Source organism: Parafrankia sp. EAN1pec (assembly GCF_000018005.1).
Taxonomy (GTDB): domain Bacteria; phylum Actinomycetota; class Actinomycetes; order Frankiales; family Frankiaceae; genus Parafrankia; species Parafrankia soli.
This window is the reverse complement of record NC_009921.1, coordinates 318,072-334,618: the sequence shown is the minus strand read 5'-3', so window position 1 is coordinate 334,618 and position 16,547 is coordinate 318,072. Positions and strand designations below refer to the sequence as shown.

The following is a 16,547-nucleotide window of genomic DNA, read 5'->3' as shown; positions in this document are numbered from 1 at the left end:
CATAATGGACATGTCATGATCAGGGACCGTTTCATCTCGAGCTCTTCCCGCCGCCGGGTGGACGGTCACGGCACCGCGGGCGGTCAGGCTGGCACCGGCGATCGAGCTGAGACCGGCTCGGTGGCGGCCTCGGCGCCCGTCAGCGACGGCTCCGGAGCGGCCACGGCCACGCCGCCGTCCTCCCAAGATTTCACCAGCACGCTGCGGTCCCTACTGGCCCGCGAGCTCACGGAGCACGATCCGGACACAGAACGCATCCGTGCCCGCATCGCCGCGATGGACCCGTCGGCAGCCCGGCACCTGGCGCCCGCGGCCCGGCCGGTCGATCACCCGGTGATCCCGGCGCCGAGAACAACGCCGCTGGCAGGGACGACATCCCCGGCAGGAGCACCGCCGCCAACAGGACCAACGCCGTCGACAGGACCAGTAGAACCAGGACCGGCAGGAACCCCACCGCCAGCGGGAGCAGCCGCACGCCCGCGCGCGACCGCGCGCCAGCGCCGCCCTCGCCGGACGCGGCCACGCCTGCTCATCCCCACGGTCGTGGGCACGGCCGCGACCGCCCTGGTCGGCGTCGTCCTGCTGAGCGGCACCCTGTTCACCCCCCGGCCGGACACGGGCACCGTGACGGCCGCGCCGACCCGGATTCCCCGCACAGCCTCCGCCGATGCCGGAAATGCGTCACCGGCCGACAGCCTCGGCGTCACCCCCGCTCCGAGTAGCGCCGGGCCACCGAGTCCGGCGCCGGGCGACGGGGACCCGGCCGTGCTGAGCCCCGAAGGTCTTCCGTCCCAGGGCGCGGGCACGAGCGCGGCACCGTCCGGCGCGCCGGACGGACCGGCGTCCCAATCTGACCAGGGGACGGGCGGATCGGCGCCGCAGGACACCCGGCCGGGCAGTGGCGGCAGCGGCGGCAACGACGCCGCTCCCCGCCGCGACGACTCGCGCCACTCCGGCGACTGGGACGGCTCCGGCTCCGCGGACCGCGGCTCCGGCGAAGCCGACACGCCCCCGGGTCGCGACGGCGCACGGCGTGACTCCGGCGACTCCGGCGACTCCGGCGGTTCAGGTGGCTCGGGCGGTGTCAGCGTGTCCACGGCGCCGTTCAGCCGCGGCCAGGAAGTGAGCCTGCCGACGGCGGGGTGCCTCGACTGGGTCCTGTTCGGCGCGGACGGCGTCCAGACCCGGGCCGACATCCCGCGGCCCGGGATCGGCACCGCCCGGATCGAGCGCGGCCCCGGCTCCGGCTCGGGCGGATTCGCCAACCGCTTCTCCTGGCACGGCGGCCGGCCCGTCAGCTCCGGTTCCCGCGACGACGACCGACTGGTCGTCGAGGGCTCCGTACGGCTGGACGTGGCCCTGGCCGGCCAGGCGCGGCGCCTCGATCTCTATCTGGGCTCCCCGGACGGCAGCGTGCGCGTCACCGTGGGCGATGGTCGGAACGCCTGGTCGCGCAGCGTGGCACTAAGTGCCCGGCAGCGGGGGGACGCCGACGGGGTGCTCTCCGTGTGGCTTCCCCGCGGTCAGGGCTCGATCGCCGTCACCGTGGCGGCCGGTTCGGGCGTCGGGCTACTCACGCTCGCGGCGGGAGTCCTCTACTGAGGACTGCCGCGGCACGGGTTCCGAACCGCTTCAGCCACGCCACACAGTAGCCAACCAAAGAACACGAAAGACACCAGGCAAACACCGATACCCATCAAAGGACTCTTCCCAGACAACAGAAAAAAACATCGCGAAAGATGGCAACCTGGCACACGGTCCGAAGCGACTGGACATATGAACGCACCGCCGTACTCCGCGCCAGGTTGCGGTGGTCGTTCCGGCCCGCCCGATCCCCGCTAACCCCCCCCAGCCGGGCGGGCGGGCCGCACACAGCGCGGAAGCTCGAACACCAGGTACGCCGCTCGGCAAACGAAGCGCCCTCCGCCGAGCGGTACCAGAGCTCCGTCCGGTGGGAGGGTTACTTTCCGCCCGTCAGGCCCTCCCACCACACTTCCCCATGGCGCCCTCTCCCGCCGGCCGGCCCAGTCAGGCACCTCCCGGTGGCCCTTGGCCCGGATCACACTGTGATCCGGGCCAATCGCCCGGTCGGACCAGTCGGAGCGGCCCCGGCAGGAGGCGTCCGCCACGTCCGGATCGTCTGTTGTACCCGCCGGCCCAACCCGGCGGGTAGCGTCGGTCCCGTGCGCAGGATCCTGCTCTCCCCGTGGTGGCTCGCCCGTCACGCGCTCGCGCTCCTCCTGATCGCGTTCTTCCTCCGGATGGGCGTCTGGCAGTGGACGAAGGGCGAATCCGATCACGGCAGCATGCAGAACCTCTTCTACGGCGTCGAATGGCCGATGTTCGCCGCGTTCGTCGTCTACTGGTGGTATCGCATGATCTCCGAGGATCTCCGCCCACGCGACCCCGACGATCCGGGACCCCAGTGGGGCAAGGGCGGGCGCATCGCGCCCGAGGCGCCCGCTCCCACGGGCGGCGACCCCCTGAACGGACCAGGCTCACTCGTGGCCGTACCGCGCCAGGGGAAAGCCGGAACCGTGGCGGTGACGTCCGCGCCGGCCCGGCTCGGCCGTCCGACGGCTGGTGATCCGCTGGCTGGTGATCCGCTGGCCGAGGTGGAGACCGACGAGGACCGCGAGCTCGCCGCCTACAACCGCTATCTCGCGTCGCTGTACGAACGCGACGCCGCTGGCTCCGACAACGACACCAAGGGAGACCGCCGGTGACGGCATCCTCCGACCCCGTGACGTCACGGTCGGCCGCCCCGGCGTCCGGTCGGCCGGCAACGCCCGGTGGGGGGCGTTCCGCGCCCGCCGCGGTCAGGTCCGCGCTCCTGCGCTACCAGATCATCGCCTATGTGGTCGGCGTCGTCCTGATCGCGCTGGTCGTGGTCGGAGTGCCGCTGAAGTACCTGGCGGACGAGCCGTCCGTCGTGGCGGCCATCGGGCCGATCCACGGCGTGCTCTACATGGTCTACCTGGCGGCGACGCTCGATCTGGCGAGCCGGATCCGCCTCCCGTCCAGCCGGACCGTCCTGGTCATGCTCGCGGGCACGATCCCCTTCCTGTCCTTCGTCGCGGAGCGGAAGATCGCCGGGCTCGTCCGCGCCGGGCTCGCCGGCGCTGCCGGCACCGGCCGGGCACCCGTCTAGGCACCGCACCCACCCCGCCGCTGCCGGCAGCAGACCAGGTCGTCAGGTCGCCGGGACGTCGGCCTCGCTCCCCCGCGGCTCGGGGAGGTCCACGAACGGCGGGCGCCGGATCCTGGTCGCGACGGTGACGGGAAGGGTCTCCCCGGCCGCGAGTCGGCGCGGCCGGGCGAGCCCGAACGGCCGCGCCGCGAGGACCTGAGCCCGCTCCATCCCGAACGCGAAGTACCGCCCGTCGGACCAGACCACAAGCTCGTCCGCACGCCGGCCACCACGGCTCACGATCATCCGCCGGCGGCCCGGCTCCCAGACGATCGCCAGCAGGTGCTCCCCCAGCGTCTCCAGCGCGCGCTGGCCAGCCGCCCGGTACGCACGCATCAGCGCGGACGCGACTCCCGTGCCGTGATCTCCGTCAGCCGCCCGGTCCCGCTCCCCGCGCGATCCCAGATCACCGAGCTCATCGTCAACAGTCCCGCTGGCATCACCCAGATCACCTGGGTCCCTCCGTTTTCCGAGGTGGACGGCGTCTCCGTCCGGTTTCCCCCCGCGCAGCGAGCGCAGCGGCACCGGCCGCCATGATCTCCCCGGCCGTAGCACGGTCACCGACCCCACGCCGGGGACGACCCACCCGTCCGCGGCATGCTCCGCGATCACGATGACCAGCCCGGACGGCCCCACAAGCACGGACGGCATCGGGCCGGTGGCGCTGTCAGCGGCCGTCACCACCCCGAACGGACCATCCAGGTGCACGCGACGCGCGGCGGGCAGACCGATCGAGGAAGCCGCGAGCATCCCGGTCAGCGCCGAGTGACGGACATCCGCGCCGTCCAGCCGCAGCAGCCCGCACACGGTCATGCCGTCCTCCCGCCCCGCGCACGCCCTAGCGGAACGCCCAACCGCGCTCCCGCGCCGGAACGTAGCAGCTCGAGGACCCGCCGACCGGGCCGTTGCGCCCTATGGCCGGCTCGTCCGCGCCAGATTGCCCCGCGGGACCCGTCAGCCGGTCGGTGTCAGGCGACGTTCCACTCGTCGCGGGCGGCGTCCGCGGGGACGTCGGGCCCGGCCTCCGCGCCCTCTGCTGGACGTCGACGCTGGTCCGGGATCCGCTTCGGCTTACGCGGGGCGATCTCGGGCGCGGCCGGGCACTCGACGAGATGATCGTCGAACCCGACCGCCGACGGCCAGATCTGATGACACGCCCGGCAGTGGGCTGCCTCAAGATCGGACCAGTGCTCGGCGCAGCCGCCACAGCTCATCGCGGTGGGGAAGTCGCGCAGGCGCGCGGGCTGACGGGAGGACTCGACCGGCATGGGCAGCGCCTGCTGGGCGGACGGGCCCGGACGGATCGGCAACGTCACCGAAACGGCACGTGGGGCGGTGTTCGGCGCGAGCGGGGCCGGGATCGCGCGCCGACCAGTAGAGCGGCGGGGAGGCACCGGGCCATCCTGTCGTACACCGGCACAAGCGTCACGCAACCGGGCGTCGACTCTTCAGAGTTCTTGTTCGTACGGCCCGCTTTTGGCCCTTCCAGGCGGCCACGCAGGCCCGCTACCTGGGCTCCCGCGCGAAGGACGCACGATCGCGCCGCAGACCCACCTGCGGGGCGCGTCCACCTCCCGGGGGGACCTGGCCTGATCGGGTGAGTCCAGACGATCACTTCACCGGTCCGTTCGGATGGGTGGTGGGCACCGGATCCCCCCGGACTGGTGCCCACCACCTACCGCACGCCGCCCCCGTGCCGGCGTGCGCCCAAGCCGCGGGTGTGATTGGACGTTGGCCCCCCGACCAAAGCGCCCTACCCCCGTCACCCGCTTGCCATCACCGAGTCTGCCGCCACCCCCCGATGCCGTCACGACCCCATATGCGCCGCCCGCCCGTCCCCCGCCCGGGGGTCCGGCCCCCCGGGAGATCCCGCATGGCCGGGCCCGAAAACCACGAAGCCCTGAACCCAGGATCGTGGGTTCAGGGCCATGTCGATGTCCCGAGACATCACAGAGCGGAGGGCGTGGGATTCGAACCCACGAAGAGGATCACTCCCCTTAGCGGTTTTCAAGAACGAGGAACACCCGAATACGCACGATCGGCTGTAGCCGTTTTCCCTTGTGCCACAGCGGTTTCTGACTCGCGGAGGGGTGCGGACGACCGGCCGAAAACGGCCGGAACCGCTACCGGCGCGGGCACCGTGTGGGCACCAGTGCGGGCACCGCGCGCTGGTGACGGTCGGTCACCCGTCCGCCTTGTCGGGGCGGTTCTTCTTGATCCATTCCTCGACGTCGCTCTCGGCCCACACCCGGATGTGGCCTACCTCCCCCACCGGGTCGGGAAAGTCGTCGCGGTGGGAGAGCTGGCGCACGCGCTCTGAGCTGACCTTGAGCCGGCCGGCGACGTCCTTGGACGTCCAGAGCTTCGGAATCCCCATGGGCGAAATGGTACTTGCGCAGTACCCAAGGGGCGCGTAGTTTGGGCACTGCCCAAGTGGTCCTGGCCGAGGCTCCTACCCCCCGGCCAGGACCCGATCCGATCCTGAGCAAGCAGGAGCGAACCGTGTCCCACATCTTCTCAGTCGTGGCGTTCATCGCCACGATGCTGCTCACCCTCACCCGGCGGATCTCGCCGACCGAGCGCGCCAGGGTCGTCATCCGGCACGCGCACCTGGCCGGATCCGGCCTGCCCGTCACCCGGGCGGACGTCATCGCCGACCTGGCCACCCTCGACGGACGAGGCTTTCCAGATGGAAAGCCTGCCGTCACCCCGGATCCGGAACCGCCACTCCCGGATCCGGCCCCTGACGACATCGTCACCCTCGACGTCGCGGCCGCCCGGCTCAGCGTCTCCGTAGCCACCATCCGCCGGTACTGCGCACCCTCGTCGGGCAGGCTGATCCGAGCCGGATCCGGTGTCACCCGCGCGTCTCTCGAGGCCGTGGCGGCGACCCGATGAGCACCCGGCTTACCTCGTCGCTGTACATCGACCCGACCGACCTGGCGCCACGGTTCGAGCTGGCAACGCTGCCCGATCTGCCCCCGCAGGTGATCCTGCCGGGCGAGATCCGGATGTCCGCCTCGTTCTCGGCGGAGGACCAGGCGGCGGCCGAGTGGTTCCACCAGCTGGCAGCGGTGGCGGAGCAGGCCGCGGCGTGGCACACCGCCCGCACTGGCGGTGCCCTGTGAGCGTCAGCGACTTCGGTATCGGCGAGCGGTTCGAGATGGCGCAGATGCTGTCGAACCTGGCTGCGATGGCGGTCACCGTCGACGACTCCCGCGCCGAGCCGGACATGCTCACCGACGCCGCGGCTATCGAGCTGCTGCCCCTGGTGCGCCAGCTCGACCGGGCCATCCGGGCCCACGCCCGTTCCGACTACGAGCACGGCGTCGCCTACGCGCTGCTGGCCGATCTGAACCTTGGGGGTTCCCTGTGAGCACGTGGAAGCCGAGCCCGACGCAGCGCCGGATGGACACGGCCTGGATGCTCACGGACATCAGCCGGGCGCTGCTCGGGCCGACGGAGTACGAGGAACTGAGCGACAGCACGGTGGAACTGCTGTCGCGGCTGACGTCGGTGTTGATGGGTGTGGCCGACGCCTGCGGTGACCGGGACGACCGGGCGACGTGGGCGGCAGCCGGACAGCCGGAGCAGGCGCCGGACCGAGACCCGGACATCAACGTGACCGACGCCGAGTTGATCGTCGATGTGGCGGAGCGGATGTTCACGGGCGCGTTCCGCCGACGGAACGATGAGCGGCGCGCCGCGCGGGACCGGGCGGCTGAGGCTGAGCAGGACGCTGCCTGACCGTTCGACCAGGGCCCGCCCGGCACTCCACCCGGGCGGGCCTTCCGCTGTCCTGGGAGCTGTCGCCTGTCGTGTCGTGTCGCCTGTCGCCTGCTGTCGTGTCGCCCCCGTAAGGCCTGCTCAGGGGGTCAGGCGACAGTCGCGGGGACAGGACACGACAGGCGACACGACAGGCGACAGTGGGGACGACAGCCTTGGTCTGGGCAACGCTGTCGGGGCGGTCAGTGCTCGTCGCGCCAGCCGGGGCGGTGCCGGTCAAGCCAAGCCTCGACGTCCGCGCGCAGCCACAGCCGGAGCTGCGGGTGGTCAAGCCACGGGTCGGGCCAGGACTTGTCCCGAGACAGCTGGTAGGCGCGCGCCTTGCCGACTCCGAGGAGGGCCCGTACACCGGCGATGTCGATCAGGTCGCCGGGGCGGGCCGGCTCGTCGGCAGGTGTGGCCACGGTCGGCATGCTCGGCGAGACCGGCCGGATAGGCCGGCAGGTCTACCCGCCCGGGTGGGGACGCGCTAGCGTGACCACCTCGTAGCGCGCCGTCCTGGACGCGCAGAAAGAGATGGCCCGGTCGGTCGTGACACCGCCGGGCCCGAGCGGAGGAGACCCGCCCGATGGCTACAGCATGCCCTGACCGCGAGCCGCTGCGCCCCGCCCCGCGCATCCCCCAGGCGCCCCGCCGGCCCGAGGTGCACGTCCTGCCGCACAGCGGCGGGACCACCGTCCAGATCGACCACGGCGTCACCGCGGCGGAGATCGGGCTGGCGCTCCAGCTCCAGGTGCCCGCGCTCGCCCCGTGGCTCGGGACCGCCGTCGACGAGGATGGCGTCGCGGAGATGCAGTTCGGCCGGCCCGGCCCGATCCCGCGGTGACCGCCGCGCACGTGGCCGCGGCCCGCCACCGCGCGGCGGCCGCCAGAGGGAAGCTGCGGATGCCGATGGTCGGGCTCGTCGTCGAGGACGACCAGGGCGCCGACGTCGAGGTTGTCAGCCCGTTCGGGTCGGAGACGACGGCGCGGCAGTGGGCGGCGCTGGAAGGCATCGCCCGGTACCGGCTGCTGCCCGCGCGTCTCGCCGGGGCACGGCGGTGACCGGGCCCGTCCGGGTGGTGGAGCTGGCCGTGCCGGCGGGCAGCTCTCGAGACGCGTTGCTCGGGATGATCCTTGAGCGGGTGCCGGCGGATGCGCGGTTGACGTGGGCGCAGACGTACGAGGGTGGCGCCCTGGACCACGTTCTCGTCTGGGAGGAAGACCCGTCGGCTCCGGTCTCGAGCTGACGTCGGACGCGACGAAACGGCCCGTCCCCATCACACCGGGGGCGGGCCGTTCGCGCGTCTGCGTGGATCCGAGGGCCTCGACGGTGGTCAGGCGCCGTAGCCCAGGGCGGCCAGGTGCCGCCGGGCGGCCATCTCGCCGCGGAGATCTCCGGCCTCGACGCATCCCCACACCCGCACCGACAGCCGGGCCGGCTCACCATCGCCGAGCGGGTAGCGCGGGAGCGCCTCGAGGTCCGCGCGGAACAGGGCGACCGCGTCCTTGGCGGCCAGGCGGCCGGCGACCTCGAGGGCCTGGCCGATGGCGTCGATGCGGCGCCACCACAGCCGGGCGACCTCGAGAACCTCGTCGTCCAACCCGTGCTGCACCGGCACGGCCGGGACGTCACCCGGGCAGACGATGGTCACCCGGGGCCGGTCCAGCCGGCCGGGGGCCATCCGCTCACCAACCCGGCCGGCGGCGGCGATGACAGCATCCTGCCGGATGCCGCCGTAGGTGTCCGGCAGGACGGGCAGGCTCGCGCACGGGTCGGCCAGGTCCAGCTCCCACGGGTCCAGCCCGACGGACAGCCCGGCCACCAGGTGGGCACTGGCGTGCCAGGAACACTCGGCGCGGGCAACGGGGTCGGCGCTCTCGCTGATCGGGCGGTGCGTGTGAACAGGGTCCATGATCGTTGTCACTTCTTCTCCTTCGAGGCGGGCCGCACGTCGCGGTAGCCGAGGGCAACCGCGGTGACGGCGAACAGGGCGGCGGCGATCGTGAGGGTGACCAGCCGGGCGGCCACCCAGCCGACGAGGTAGGGCGCGGCAGCCAGGACGGTCAGCACGACCCGCGCCAGGTCGACATCGCGGGCCCGGCCGCGGATGGCGCCGGCGTCGATCGCGATCACGCGGCCCACCCGGGGGCGGCGCGGTAGGCACCGCCGGCCCGCTCAGCGGAACGAGCCCGGTCCATCAGGTCGCGCAGTCCTGCCGGCGGCGGGGCGGACGTGTACGGCAGCGTCTCGGCGCAGCCCGGCGGGCAGGGCACGCTCCGGCCGCACCAGTGGCCATGACGAGCACGGTCTGACCAGTGAGTCATCGGCTGTCCGGCGTGGCCGCGGTCCTCTCGCTGCGACGGCAGCCGGGTACGCGGGGTGGAGAGGATGCGCTCAAGCTCCGCCCCCTTGACGCCGTCCGCGCCGCGGGCGACGAGCAGCTCCGCCAGGTGCTCCAGCGTGCCGGCACGCTCCGTGAGGATGGCGCGGGCCTGATCTTCCATGGCGCGGATGACGGCCGGATCGTCGCCGAGCACGGCGCGGGCCTGGTCGAGGTCGTCGTGATGGCCCGAGACGAGATCCTGGTCGTCGCGCCAGGCCGGGCACATCCGTTCGCCGACCTTGCCGGCCAGCGCCACCACGGCGGACTCCACGCGGGCAAGGTCGGTGCTGCCCCACGCGAAGTAGTCGGTCTGCCCCTGCCGCGCTCGGTCGGACGACGGGTCCGCCCACGCGCCGATCAGCTCCATGCCATAGGCGTCCGCCACGATCGCGTGCGCACCCTCGTGGTAGGCGGTCAGCAGCGGGTTGGCGACGTGGTAGGCCTCAGCGGCGTCCTGCGCACGCTCGACGGCGCCGGCCACGACCGCCCGGACGAACCCGTCCGCGTCGAACGGCTCCGGCTCGGCCGGGCGCTTCCACCTCGACGAACCGGCCCGCTCGAAGCGCAGCTCCCGGTGGTGGGCGGTCGCGTACTGGTACGCGGTGTAGCCGCCGCCGCGACGCAGCTCCACGCGGCTGCCGGTGACCTTGGTGACGGTCCAGAGCTGAGCGCGGTAGCGGACCTCGTCGCCGAGGTCGGGTGCCTGATGCATGGTGATGATCCTTTCGTGGTGGTGGTGGTCGACTACCAGTCGCGGGACGGGCGCCCGGGCGGGATGACCGGCGGCGGGGTGGTCCTCGTACGCCGACGGCCGCGGTGGCTCGCCCGGCCGCCCTTGGACGCACCAGCCAGGCGGTTGCAGCGGGCGTGCGCGAACCCCAGATAGCCGGTCCGGTCCTCGGTGTGGTCCAGGTGGATCTCCTGCCCGCGTACCAGCGCCTGGCCGCACCGGGTACACGGCGTACCCCAGGCCGAGGGCAGCCGGCGGGCCCGCTCCCGGCGGTGCGCGTAGCCGTATCCGCGCTCCGTCGTCGTCCCCCTGGACCTCATCCGGGCACCTCCTGCCGGTCACACATGGTCATGATCACTTGGGCTCTGTGGGGTCGGGGAGAGAAAAAAGGGAGACTGGCGGGTCGCTACGGGCTCCTGCTGGCCGTCGCCGACCCACCCCCCTACCCCGGACCACGGGGCCGCTGGCGGTCCGGAGCGGCTCGGGGTGGGGTCGTGAGGGGGGTCCGCCGGTACAGGGCCTCTCAGCCCGGCGGCCCGTCCGACAGTTCACTACCTGCGTTCGGCGTGACTGATCGGTTACGCGACCGTGTGTAGCTGGTGATGGGAGCGGCGACGGGAGCAGGGTGGGGCGGGCACCGCCAGGCCCACGCCACCGCGCACCGGCGCTGGTCATCGCACGATCACCTCGTCGAGGCGATGGCCCACGACCGTGCCGACAGGTAGCTCGGCAGCCACGTCGAGCAGGTCGGCGGCGCACGCCTCGACGTGCTCGACCTGCTCGGCGTCCATCGGGCCGAGGCCATCGACGATCAGGGCGGCGGCTTCGGCGTCCACGTGTGCGGCCAGGTACGCGGCGCGGGTGAACGCCAGCTCGGCGACGAGCGCGGTCGTGGTCGCCAGGCCAGATGCCAGACCAACCCACGACCGGCCACACCCACACGACCCGTCCGGGTCACCCTCGTCCCGGGCGCAGATGTCCGAGGCCCGGACAAGCTCCCCGGGTACCGCCCACGTGAAGTCCCCCGGCTCCTGGCCCTGGGTCTGGCGGGTGGCGACCAGGACCCGCAGCAGGGAGGGGGCGGCATCCCCTCCCCCCTCGGTTGAACGGCTCATTCCGCGATCCGGTCGACAGCCCGCTTCAGCGCGGCCTCTGCCTCGGCTGTCATCGCCGCGCGCTTCGACTCGATCGGCTTGTCGAAGTGCCGCCACGGCCGCTGTGACACCGTCCCGCGGCCGAACACCGGGTGCTGGAAGGGGGCGTCCTGGTTCAGGCGGCGAGGTAGGCCGCGGGCGTTCTTGCCGGTGATGCCGCGGGCGCCCTGGATCACCCGCACGTCCTTGGCGCGGACCTGCGTCCGGGTGTTGCGTGCCACCGTGGCGCGCAGGCTGGTACGGCCCGAGCCGGAGGCGGGCACCGTGGCGATCTGCTGCCGGACCGCCTGGACCCCGATGTCCCCGGCGGCCTTCAGCGCCTTCTTCAGTTCCTTGTCGAGGTCGGCCGAGAAGCCGCGCACTCGGCGCCGCAGGGTGGCGTAGTCGGCGGCGTCGACACCACCGAACCCACCCGAGCGACCCCCGGAACGTCCTGCACTCATGCTGATCTCCTCTCGATAACGGTTACAGGTGGCGGTGACCCTGGCAGCGACCACCGCGGCGTCACGCTCGGCGGTTCGGGTCGCAGCCATGGGCGGCGTGCCACGGGCCACAGCCGGAGCGGCACACGCTCGGCGTCCCATCGCTCGGCGACCACGCACCACTGGCACACGTACACGGACCTGGTGACCGTCATGACGGACGGGGCGGATCTCCGGCCCAGCCGGCCACGGCAGCGCGGGCACACGTCGAGCTCACCGCCGCGCAGCTGCCGGCGGACCAGGTAGCCGGCCGATGCCCTGCGCCGACGGCGGGCGTTCACAGCCCCACCTCGACGCCCGGGGCCTGGCCCTCGTCGACGAGGGCCACCGCCCGCGCCAGCTCGACGTACCCGGTACGGGCACCTGGAGCAGGAGGCCCTCCCCCCGCGGTCAGCGGCAGGCCGAGAGCTTCGGCGAGCAGGGCCAGGTCCTCCGGCCCGCGGGCATGCCGGGTGACGGTGGCCAACGCGCGTCGGGCGACCTCGACGGCCACCGGGTGGACGGGCTGCACGTCGTGCGCGATCCGGTCGTGCATGAGCACCTCCATCGGGTCGGGCCCGCCCCGGCCGTCACCGGGGCGGGCGGGGCGGTCAGGCTGCGATCTTGGGACCGATGCGGATCACCGTCGTCTCGTCCTCACCGTCCGGGCCGGACTGATACGTGGTGACGGTGGTGCGCACGGCATGCCCGGTCGATTCCAGGTGGGCAGAGATCATCGGCATGGTGTGGTCGGTGTGCCCCTGGAATGCCTCGTCGGTTGCATGGAAGGCGAACCGGGTCCGCCATTCGCACTCGGCGCACACCGTGATGGAGCTGGACTTGATCACGTGAGATCCTTCTGTTGGTCGAAGTCCGGTAGCGGCGCCGTGGGTGGTCTCCACGGCGCCGCTCGGCGTTGGTGGGTCAGGCGGTGCGGAGCGCGCTGCCACGCACCAGTACGGCCGTGCTGTCGGTCTCCACGTGCTCGCCGACGATCGTCGGAGTCGGCCCGGCGGTGCCGAGCGTCAGGCGGGCCCAGGAGACGAGCACCTTGTTACGGGCGGACAGAGCCTCAGCGATCGCGGCCTCGGTGATCTCACGCAGCGGGTTGTCCGGGATCCCCGGCACCCAGTAGGGCGCTCCCAGGTCGTCCGCGAGAGCCGCCGCGGCGTCGTACCAGGTGCGCGCCATCTCCAGGTACCGTCTGGCGACGTCGCCGATGGGCTCCACATCGCCCGGGGACTTGGAGTTGAAGAGGATCAGGGACTGGTCGTTGTCCCATGAGTCGAAGCAGGCCTCGATCCTGAAGATCCGGCTGACGTAGTCGCTCAGCGCGCGGGCAGCGTCGAGGTTGTCGAGCAGCTCGACGTCCGCGGCGCCGAGCCTGCCGAACGCCTCGACGTGGTGGCGGTGCTCGTCCTCGCTGACCATCTCGGTTGCCAGCCGGCACAGCCCGCAGGTGAACCGGTGGTCGTGCACCACGTTCTCGGTGGTCGTCATGGTGGTCTTCTCCTTGGTCGTCTGGTCGATGTCCGGTCGCGCTCCCGGCCGGCGGACCGCGCGCCCACCGCGTCGAGGTCATGCCGCCGCCGGCTCCTGCTCGACGGTCACCGCGGCGTCGAGCAGCTGGCCGTGGAACTCACCACCGCACCGGCAGGTGCAGCCGCGGGGCGGACCCACGGCGAGTAGGCACAGCTGCGAGCACTGGCCGCCGTCGATCAGCTGGCGGGCGGTGGGTGCGATCGTCACGGTGACGATCGAGGTCGTGGTCATCGGGTCTCCAGTCCGGCCCGGATCCGGGCCTCCTTGCGGTTGTGGCGCGCGACCAGCCCGGCATCGCGGCGGCGGCGCTTGGTCCGGTCCGCGGCGCGACGGGCAGCGGCGCGCCGGCCGGCGGCGGCGATCTGGCCCTCGACGCGGGCGGCCGTCTCGGCGCGGAGAGCGGCGGTGGCGATCACGACGCCTCCCGGCATCGCGGGCACCGGGGGTTGCCACCGGCGCCGTAGCGGCGGGTGGTCCGGTGGCAGGTGACGCACGGTCCGGCGGCGCCGGGCGGGATGTCGGTGGGCGCGTGGTCAGCGATGTGCAGCACGACGCCGGTGGTGACCTGTTCAGAGAGTGGGTGCATTTCAGCGTCCCCAGCGGTCCCAGCGTCCCCCCTGCCGTATTCGTGCAGGTCAGAGCCGGTGTCGTGGGGGGACGCTACGAACGGGTCAGCGTCCCCCTCGACGTCCACAGCGTCCCCCCATGCGTCGAGGGGGGACGCTGTGAAGGATTCGCTAGCGTCCCCCCTGTTTTCCCAGGTCAGCGGCCCGTTTTGGCCGTCGGGGGACGCTGGGACCGCTGTTTCGCACCTTCTCTCTGTGGATGCCGTCAGCCGGAGCAGGCGCTGCTTCTTCGGCTTCGGCCCGCGCTGGGAGTCGTCGACGTCGATCCCGATCGTGCGCAGCGCGGGTGCGAGCCGCTTGAGCTGCCCACTGGCACGGGTTGCGTCCTTCGGCCACTTCTTCGGCAGCCGGTCCGGGGTCGCCACCTTCTCCAGCAACTCCGACGCCGTCAGCAACAGGCCATCCGGCCCGGACCGGTCGACCAGCTCGACGACGGCCTTTGCGAACGGCTCGCCATCGAGGACATCGGCGACCGCGTCCCGCGCTGTGTCCTTGTAGGACTCCAGCGTCTTCCAGTCGGTCACCTTGTCGACCGCGGCCAGGACCCGGGCGAAGTCCGCCATCCGCGGACGCTCGGTCAGTACGACATCCGGCAGCGCCTTCAGGACCTTGGCGAGCAGGTCGAACAGGGACGCCAGGATCGCTGGGTGCGCGTCCGCGTAGGCGGCGTCGAGGTCGGCTTCCTCGCGCCGCGCGCTGTCGGGAATCAGGCGCAGCTCGATGGTCAGGAGCCGTTCGGCGAGGTCGCCGTTCAGCGCCCCGGCGTCGATGGTCGTCATGGCCAGGACCCGGCGGAACTCCAGCACCACCACGTCGTCATCGGTGTAGAGCGCCCGGTCGACGATGCCGTCACCGGTGACCGCGCGGCACAGCGCGTCCGACAACCAGTCCGGGACGATCGACACGTTGTCCAGGCACAGCGCCCACGAGTTGAACGCCTGCGTGGCCCACGACTTGATGTCGCGCGGCGCGGTCCGCTTCGGCGCGCCGGATGGGTCGACGATCCCGATGACCATCTTCGCCGAGTACGACTTGCCGGTGCCCTGCTCACCCCGGAACGTCAGGATCGGGTGCGGGATACCCGGGATGAACGCGGCCACCAGCCACGCCACCAGCAGCCGGAAACCGGCCTCGGTCGTGTTCAGCAGGCCGCGCAGCTTCGCCAGGCCGTCACCATCGCGTACCGGGTCCGGTAGCGGCTTCATCGCGCCCGACCGGCGGAACAGCACCGGCGACCGCCCGGCACGCTCCCAGCCGGCCGGGCCGACGATCACGCACCGGCCGTCGGATGCGCCGAGGTCGACCACGATCCGACCGTCATCGTCGCGAGCAACCCGCAGATGGGGAACCCGCGGGTCGACCGACTGTGCGATGCCCTCCAGCACGGTCATCGCGTCCGCCAGCGCGGACGCAGACGGCACCGCCCCGCCGGATGTGTCGGTGTAGATCCGGGCGAGCTGGGAGCGCAGGCCTGCCCGGCCGCGCAGCGGAAGGGCGATGTTCGGCCCGTCCGTCTTCACCCCGTACGGACGGCCGTCCTCGGACATGAACAGCTCGTACCGCTCACGGGCAAGGGTGACGAGCTGGGATGCCTGCGACGGGCCCCGCTCACCCTTCCCACCATCGGTGGCGGCCGGCGGAGCCGCGGCGGGCGCCTGGCCCTCGTCGTCGACGAGCGGGCGCAGGTCGTCCAGCCCGTGACCGGCGTTCAGGTGGTCGGAGACGTCCTTGCCTGCGGCCGGCAGCAGCATCCGCACTGACCGCACGACGGGACGCAGCGCAGCCTCGACGTGGGCCGCATGCTTGTGGCCCGGCCCGTCGTCGTCCGCGACGATCCGGACGTCGGCGGCGCCGTCGAGGGTGGTCGTGTGCTCCGGCTTCCACTTCCCGGCACCCTGTGGGCAAGTGGTGGCTGCCAGGCCGCACCCGGCGAGTCGATCAGCGTCTTTCTCGCCCTCGACGACGTAGATGGTCGTGCCGTTCTTGACCGCCTCGACGACGTCAGGCAGGCGGTACAGCGGCTTGCGGATGTCCCTGGTCTTCCACGATCCGTCGGCGGCCTGCTGGACGAACTGCTTGCGCGCGCCGTCCTTGCCCGGCTCCTTGCGGTGGACCGTGAACAGCAAGGTCCCCTGCTCGTCGGTGTACGGGTACGAGGCGACGATCTGCGGCTTCACCTGCTCGTCGCGCGGCGGGAACAGGTCGGCTTGGACCAGGCCCACGGCGGCGGTGATCGCGTCCAGGTCGCACCCGGCCTGGCAGGTCAGCAGCACCCGACTGTCGCGCCCAGTGCCAACCGACAGCGACGGCGAACCGTCCGGGTGGGCTGGGCACCGGACGTCCTGCTGCGCCCGGGTGGGGTCGATGCCCCAGCCGGTAGCGGCCGTGTATGCGTCCGCGAACCGCTCCAGCGGCGCCGCGGCAGTCACCGGCCACCCCGCAGGTCGTCCACGACGGGAGCGCCGAGGATGTCGGCAACGATCTCGACCGCTTCGGCCCGGTGCTCGACCGGCACCGACCAGTGGCCCGGCACCCAGTGGGCGCCGAGGGTGCGCAGTCCATCCCGAAGGTCGGGCGAGAACTTCGCGATCACGCGGACGTCGGTGTCGGTGACCTCGACCTGGGCGCGCGGGTTACGCTGAGATCTGTCGTCGCTGGCCGCGGAGACTCTTGCGCCGCTTTGGGAACCCAT

General features: G+C 72.4%; 27 protein-coding genes. 10 read left to right on the top strand and 17 right to left on the bottom strand.

Going from position 1 to position 16,547, the window contains the following annotated elements:
* Positions 1-15 precede the first annotated feature (15 nt).
* From FRANEAN1_RS01375 to FRANEAN1_RS01365, 3 genes are all read left to right on the top strand, one after another.
* Entirely contained in the window at positions 16-1,602 is a 1,587-nt protein-coding gene (locus tag FRANEAN1_RS01375; protein ID WP_012157727.1) for a hypothetical protein, read from the top strand.
* 581 nt (positions 1,603-2,183) lie between these two features.
* Positions 2,184-2,726, top strand: a complete 543-nt coding sequence (locus FRANEAN1_RS01370; RefSeq protein WP_012157726.1) for a hypothetical protein — start codon at positions 2,184-2,186, stop codon at positions 2,724-2,726.
* On the top strand, positions 2,723-3,151 hold the full coding sequence (locus FRANEAN1_RS01365; protein ID WP_012157725.1) for a DUF3817 domain-containing protein: 429 nt from the start codon (positions 2,723-2,725) through the stop codon (positions 3,149-3,151). The genes FRANEAN1_RS01370 and FRANEAN1_RS01365 overlap by 4 nt, the downstream gene beginning before the upstream one ends.
* 42 nt (positions 3,152-3,193) lie before the next feature.
* Here FRANEAN1_RS01365 and FRANEAN1_RS01360 read toward each other — a convergent pair whose 3' ends face one another.
* The 3 genes from FRANEAN1_RS01360 to FRANEAN1_RS01350 all read right to left on the bottom strand — a co-directional run bounded on the left by FRANEAN1_RS01360 (position 3,194) and on the right by FRANEAN1_RS01350 (position 5,567).
* The gene (locus tag FRANEAN1_RS01360; RefSeq protein ID WP_012157724.1) at positions 3,194-4,003 is read right to left on the bottom strand and encodes a hypothetical protein; all 810 of its coding nucleotides are present in this window, start codon (positions 4,001-4,003) and stop codon (positions 3,194-3,196) included.
* Between the two features lie 155 nt (positions 4,004-4,158).
* Positions 4,159-4,506 (bottom strand): hypothetical protein, encoded by a 348-nt coding sequence (locus FRANEAN1_RS01355; protein ID WP_235014917.1) that lies wholly within the window; start codon positions 4,504-4,506, stop codon positions 4,159-4,161.
* A gap of 866 nt (positions 4,507-5,372) precedes the next feature.
* Positions 5,373-5,567 carry a helix-turn-helix domain-containing protein gene (locus tag FRANEAN1_RS01350; RefSeq protein ID WP_012157722.1) on the bottom strand — a complete coding sequence of 65 codons (195 nt, stop codon included), beginning with the start codon at positions 5,565-5,567 and terminating at the stop codon, positions 5,373-5,375.
* A gap of 125 nt (positions 5,568-5,692) precedes the next feature.
* Between FRANEAN1_RS01350 and FRANEAN1_RS01345 the strand changes: the two genes are divergently transcribed.
* The 4 genes from FRANEAN1_RS01345 to FRANEAN1_RS01330 are packed head-to-tail and all read left to right on the top strand — an operon-like array spanning position 5,693 to position 6,937.
* Positions 5,693-6,088, top strand: a complete 396-nt coding sequence (locus FRANEAN1_RS01345; protein WP_041253574.1) for a hypothetical protein — start codon at positions 5,693-5,695, stop codon at positions 6,086-6,088.
* A complete protein-coding gene (locus tag FRANEAN1_RS01340) occupies positions 6,085-6,318 on the top strand; it encodes a hypothetical protein (RefSeq protein ID WP_012157720.1) in 234 nt (77 codons plus the stop codon). Before FRANEAN1_RS01345 ends, FRANEAN1_RS01340 begins: the two co-directional genes overlap by 4 nt.
* Entirely contained in the window at positions 6,315-6,566 is a 252-nt protein-coding gene (locus FRANEAN1_RS01335) for a hypothetical protein (protein ID WP_041253572.1), read from the top strand. The genes FRANEAN1_RS01340 and FRANEAN1_RS01335 overlap by 4 nt, the downstream gene beginning before the upstream one ends.
* Complete coding sequence (locus FRANEAN1_RS01330) at positions 6,563-6,937, top strand: hypothetical protein (protein WP_012157718.1); 375 nt, start codon at positions 6,563-6,565, stop codon at positions 6,935-6,937. The genes FRANEAN1_RS01335 and FRANEAN1_RS01330 overlap by 4 nt, the downstream gene beginning before the upstream one ends.
* A 221-nt stretch (positions 6,938-7,158) precedes the next feature.
* Here FRANEAN1_RS01330 and FRANEAN1_RS01325 read toward each other — a convergent pair whose 3' ends face one another.
* Entirely contained in the window at positions 7,159-7,389 is a 231-nt protein-coding gene (locus tag FRANEAN1_RS01325; protein ID WP_012157717.1) for a hypothetical protein, read from the bottom strand.
* A gap of 155 nt (positions 7,390-7,544) precedes the next feature.
* Between FRANEAN1_RS01325 and FRANEAN1_RS01320 the strand changes: the two genes are divergently transcribed.
* Genes FRANEAN1_RS01320 through FRANEAN1_RS40575 form a run of 3 tightly spaced genes read left to right on the top strand, consistent with a single transcriptional unit; the run spans position 7,545 to position 8,205 of the window.
* Complete coding sequence (locus FRANEAN1_RS01320) at positions 7,545-7,802, top strand: hypothetical protein (RefSeq protein WP_012157716.1); 258 nt, start codon at positions 7,545-7,547, stop codon at positions 7,800-7,802.
* Positions 7,799-8,020 carry a hypothetical protein gene (locus tag FRANEAN1_RS01315; RefSeq protein ID WP_041253570.1) on the top strand — a complete coding sequence of 74 codons (222 nt, stop codon included), beginning with the start codon at positions 7,799-7,801 and terminating at the stop codon, positions 8,018-8,020. The genes FRANEAN1_RS01320 and FRANEAN1_RS01315 overlap by 4 nt, the downstream gene beginning before the upstream one ends.
* Positions 8,017-8,205 (top strand): hypothetical protein, encoded by a 189-nt coding sequence (locus FRANEAN1_RS40575; RefSeq protein ID WP_157472244.1) that lies wholly within the window; start codon positions 8,017-8,019, stop codon positions 8,203-8,205. The genes FRANEAN1_RS01315 and FRANEAN1_RS40575 overlap by 4 nt, the downstream gene beginning before the upstream one ends.
* Positions 8,206-8,292: 87 nt before the next feature.
* Here FRANEAN1_RS40575 and FRANEAN1_RS01310 read toward each other — a convergent pair whose 3' ends face one another.
* The 13 genes from FRANEAN1_RS01310 to FRANEAN1_RS01250 all read right to left on the bottom strand — a co-directional run bounded on the left by FRANEAN1_RS01310 (position 8,293) and on the right by FRANEAN1_RS01250 (position 16,547).
* On the bottom strand, positions 8,293-8,883 hold the full coding sequence (locus tag FRANEAN1_RS01310) for a hypothetical protein (RefSeq protein WP_012157715.1): 591 nt from the start codon (positions 8,881-8,883) through the stop codon (positions 8,293-8,295).
* On the bottom strand, positions 8,880-9,092 hold the full coding sequence (locus FRANEAN1_RS01305; RefSeq protein ID WP_012157714.1) for a hypothetical protein: 213 nt from the start codon (positions 9,090-9,092) through the stop codon (positions 8,880-8,882). Before FRANEAN1_RS01305 ends, FRANEAN1_RS01310 begins: the two co-directional genes overlap by 4 nt.
* Entirely contained in the window at positions 9,089-10,054 is a 966-nt protein-coding gene (locus tag FRANEAN1_RS01300; RefSeq protein ID WP_041253568.1) for a hypothetical protein, read from the bottom strand. The genes FRANEAN1_RS01305 and FRANEAN1_RS01300 overlap by 4 nt, the downstream gene beginning before the upstream one ends.
* Positions 10,055-10,086: 32 nt before the next feature.
* The gene (locus FRANEAN1_RS01295) at positions 10,087-10,392 is read right to left on the bottom strand and encodes a hypothetical protein (RefSeq protein ID WP_041253567.1); all 306 of its coding nucleotides are present in this window, start codon (positions 10,390-10,392) and stop codon (positions 10,087-10,089) included.
* Positions 10,393-10,743: 351 nt separating this feature from the next.
* Positions 10,744-11,187, bottom strand: coding sequence for a hypothetical protein (locus tag FRANEAN1_RS01290; protein WP_012157712.1), 444 nt, complete (start codon positions 11,185-11,187; stop codon positions 10,744-10,746).
* Positions 11,184-11,669: a hypothetical protein gene (locus tag FRANEAN1_RS01285; RefSeq protein WP_012157711.1), complete on the bottom strand. Its 486-nt coding sequence runs from the start codon at positions 11,667-11,669 to the stop codon at positions 11,184-11,186. The genes FRANEAN1_RS01290 and FRANEAN1_RS01285 overlap by 4 nt, the downstream gene beginning before the upstream one ends.
* 316 nt (positions 11,670-11,985) lie before the next feature.
* Positions 11,986-12,243: a hypothetical protein gene (locus FRANEAN1_RS01280; RefSeq protein ID WP_157472242.1), complete on the bottom strand. Its 258-nt coding sequence runs from the start codon at positions 12,241-12,243 to the stop codon at positions 11,986-11,988.
* Positions 12,244-12,298: 55 nt separating this feature from the next.
* Positions 12,299-12,535 (bottom strand): hypothetical protein, encoded by a 237-nt coding sequence (locus FRANEAN1_RS01275; protein WP_012157709.1) that lies wholly within the window; start codon positions 12,533-12,535, stop codon positions 12,299-12,301.
* Positions 12,536-12,611: 76 nt separating this feature from the next.
* Complete coding sequence (locus FRANEAN1_RS01270; protein ID WP_012157708.1) at positions 12,612-13,187, bottom strand: hypothetical protein; 576 nt, start codon at positions 13,185-13,187, stop codon at positions 12,612-12,614.
* A gap of 78 nt (positions 13,188-13,265) precedes the next feature.
* Complete coding sequence (locus FRANEAN1_RS01265; RefSeq protein WP_041253565.1) at positions 13,266-13,460, bottom strand: hypothetical protein; 195 nt, start codon at positions 13,458-13,460, stop codon at positions 13,266-13,268.
* Positions 13,457-13,645: a hypothetical protein gene (locus FRANEAN1_RS01260; protein ID WP_347176934.1), complete on the bottom strand. Its 189-nt coding sequence runs from the start codon at positions 13,643-13,645 to the stop codon at positions 13,457-13,459. The genes FRANEAN1_RS01265 and FRANEAN1_RS01260 overlap by 4 nt, the downstream gene beginning before the upstream one ends.
* Positions 13,642-16,284: a hypothetical protein gene (locus FRANEAN1_RS01255; RefSeq protein WP_012157707.1), complete on the bottom strand. Its 2,643-nt coding sequence runs from the start codon at positions 16,282-16,284 to the stop codon at positions 13,642-13,644. Before FRANEAN1_RS01255 ends, FRANEAN1_RS01260 begins: the two co-directional genes overlap by 4 nt.
* Entirely contained in the window at positions 16,281-16,547 is a 267-nt protein-coding gene (locus FRANEAN1_RS01250) for a hypothetical protein (protein WP_041253563.1), read from the bottom strand. The genes FRANEAN1_RS01255 and FRANEAN1_RS01250 overlap by 4 nt, the downstream gene beginning before the upstream one ends.